General features: G+C 73.8%; 2 protein-coding genes. One reads left to right on the top strand and one right to left on the bottom strand.

What is annotated here, in order from left to right; genetic code table 11:
- Positions 1–45 precede the first annotated feature (45 nt).
- Positions 46–1,755, bottom strand: coding sequence for a serine/threonine-protein kinase (locus ABZ914_RS49790; protein ID WP_500201585.1), 1,710 nt, complete (start codon positions 1,753–1,755; stop codon positions 46–48).
- A gap of 510 nt (positions 1,756–2,265) precedes the next feature.
- On the opposite strand from ABZ914_RS49790, the gene ABZ914_RS49785 reads away from it, so the two are divergent.
- Positions 2,266–2,562 (top strand): DUF4193 domain-containing protein, encoded by a 297-nt coding sequence (locus tag ABZ914_RS49785; RefSeq protein ID WP_433150812.1) that lies wholly within the window; start codon positions 2,266–2,268, stop codon positions 2,560–2,562.
- Positions 2,563–2,722 lie beyond the last annotated feature (160 nt).

Genomic DNA, 2,722 nt, shown 5'->3' with positions numbered 1-2,722 from the left:
GGGGCCCGGCGGGCCCGGCCCGGGCCGGTCCGGCCGGCGGAGCGGTCAGTCGCTCACCGTCCCGGACGCCGAGGGGGTCGGGGCGCTGCGGGTCTGCCGCCACTCCCAGCGCATGGTGCTGCCGCCGGGGTTGACGAACCGGACGTAGCCGGGCGCGCAGTTCTCCGTCTTCTGCCCCGCCATCGGCGTCTCCTGGTACTCGACGTAGCTGCTGGTCTCGTCGCCGGACAGCAGCGCGAGGTTCGTGTAGCAGGTCGGCTGGACGCTGCCGTAGTCGTACTTCGCGGTGCCGTGCGTGTAGACCAGCGCGAACTCCGCCTTGAAGTTCTGGTGGCCGGCCGGGGCGCCCGGCTGGTAGCCGTCGCCGTTCCACACGCCGACCAGCCCGCCCTGGGACGAGCCCGTCGGCGAGCTCTCGGTCGGCGGCGTGTAGATCGACGACGTCGGCGTCGGGTCGGCGCCGTCGCTGTTGTTGGCGGCGATGATCACGAACACCACGACGCCGATGAGCGCGATCAGCGCCAGCACGCCGCAGCCGATCGCGATGGCCGGGCCCGGCGAGCTCGACTTCGCGGGCGGCGGCCCGTAGGCCATCGGCGGCTGCATCGGCCCCTGCACGGGAGGCCGCTGCCCCATCGGCATGTTCGGCGGCGGGGGCTGCATGCCGCCCTGGTACATCGGCATGGGCGGCGGCGTGATCGGCTGCGGGGGCGGCGTCGCCGGCCCTCCCATGCCGCCCTGCATCCCGGCGCCCTGCATCCCGCCCTGCATGCCGCCCTGGTGCAGCGGCATCGGCGGCGGGGTGATCGACTGCTGCGGCGGCTGCGGGCGCGGCGCCGGCGGCACCCGCGGCGGCGCGGGCATCTGCGCGGCGATCCGGGTGCCCTGGTTGAGCAGGTCCTCCGGGTCGGCGCCGGGGTTCGCCGGCGCGGCGCCGACCGCGCCGAGCAGGTTCAGCAGCAGCTGCGGCGCCGGCGGGCGCAGCCCCGCGTCCTTGGACAGGCAGCGCGCGACCAGGTCCCGCACCGGGCCGGGCGGCAGCGCCGACAGGTCCGGGTCCTCGTTGAGGATGCGGTTGATGATGACCGGCAGCGTGTCGGCCTCGAACGGCGACTGCCCGGTGGCCGCGAACACCATGGTCGCGCCCCAGGCGAAGATGTCCACCGCGGGCGTCAGCGGCGCGCCGGTCAGCTGCTCGGGCGCCAGGTAGCCGGGCGTCCCGACGACCATGCCGGTCGCGGTGACGGCGCTCTCCTGCGAGTTGACCGTCCGGGCGATGCCGAAGTCCACGACGCGCGGGCCGTCGGAGGCCAGCATGACGTTGTTGGGCTTGAAGTCGCGGTGCACGATCCCGGCCTCGTGGATGGCCGCGAGGGCCGTCACGGTGCCGATCGCCAGCCGCTCCAGCTCGGCGGCGCCGAGCGGGCCGTTGTGCGCGACCACGTCGTGCAGCGACGGGCCGTCGATGAACTCGCTGACGACGTACGGCTGGTCGCCGTGCACGTCGGCCTCGAGCACCCGCGCGGTGCAGAAGGGCTCGACCTTCTGCGCCGCCGCCACCTCCCGCGTGAAGCGGGCGCGCGCGGCGGGGTCGTTCGCCATCTGGGCGTGCAGCAGCTTGACGGCCACGTACTCGCCGCCCGGCGCGCGGCCGAGGAAGACCGCGCCCTGCCCCCCGGCGCCGAGCCGGCCGACGACCTCGAACTGACCCAGTGCCCTGGGATCGCCCGGCTCCAGCGGAGCGGCATCCGGCATCTGATCCTCCAGTGACCCGCAGTGATGTCCCGCGACATTGTGCGTCCGGGCCCCGTCGCGAGGCCCGGGTCCCCGTACCGGCCCCGCACGGCGCCGGCGAGCCCGGCCCCCGACCTCAGGCGGGCACGATATCGCGTTAGTTCAGACGTTTCACCGAAGCGTCTGGTTCAGCGGTCCACCAGCCGGTTCGGGCCGTCCCGCGCGCCGCGGGCCGGTCGGCGCGCGCAACGCTCCCGGGACCGATATGATCCCCGCCGCCGCGGGAACCCCGCCAGGCGCACCGGCCCTTCGGGAGCATGCCGGAGCGCCGACGGGGCGTGTGACGGACGACACAACGCGAGGGTGGGGAACGGGTGATCGGTGTCACTCGTGGGAACGGTCGCGCCTCGTGTGTCGCAGCTCACCAACCGTGACAGAATTTCCCGCCCGGATCGGGCACAAGAACGGTCCCCCGAGCGTTAGTTCCGCGCGACGGGGCGCATAAAGCACTGAGGGGGATGGAGATAGAAGATGGCGACCGACTACGACAGCCCACGCAAGACAGACGACGACCTGAGCGAGGACAGCCTCCAGGAGCTCCAGGCCCGGCGCGCCGACAAGGCCGCCAGCATCATCGACGAGGACCTGGACGCCGGTGAGGTCGCCGAGCTGCCCGGCGCCGACCTGTCCAACGAGGAACTGACCTTCCGGGTCGTCCCCCGGCAGGCCGACGAGTTCACCTGCACGCGCTGCTTCCTCGTGCACCACCGCAGCCAGCTGGCCACCGAGAAGAACGGCCAGCCGGTCTGCACCGAGTGCGCCGCCTGACACGTCCGGGGGGTCGGCCCTTCGGAGAGGCACCAGCGGGAGCGGCATGACGGGAGAACTGGAACGACGGCACGACGACGTGGAGCCGGCGCGCGGCCGCCGCACCCCCGCGCGCGCGGGGCTCGTCCCCGAGGTCGGCGGCCCCCAGGAGATGGTACCC

It is taken from the genome of Spirillospora sp. NPDC046719, from assembly GCF_040645715.1.
In the GTDB taxonomy this organism is placed as follows: domain Bacteria; phylum Actinomycetota; class Actinomycetes; order Streptosporangiales; family Streptosporangiaceae; genus Spirillospora.
This window is presented reverse-complemented; position numbering and strand designations above follow the sequence as displayed.

What these genes read in the sequence shown, in the direction of transcription:
- ABZ914_RS49790 (WP_500201585.1), bottom strand. Translation starts at nt 1,755, where the DNA reads ATGCCGGATGCCGCTCCGCTGGAGCCGGGCGATCCCAGGGCACTGGGT.
- ABZ914_RS49785 (WP_433150812.1), top strand. Translation starts at nt 2,266, where the DNA reads ATGGCGACCGACTACGACAGCCCACGCAAGACAGACGACGACCTGAGC.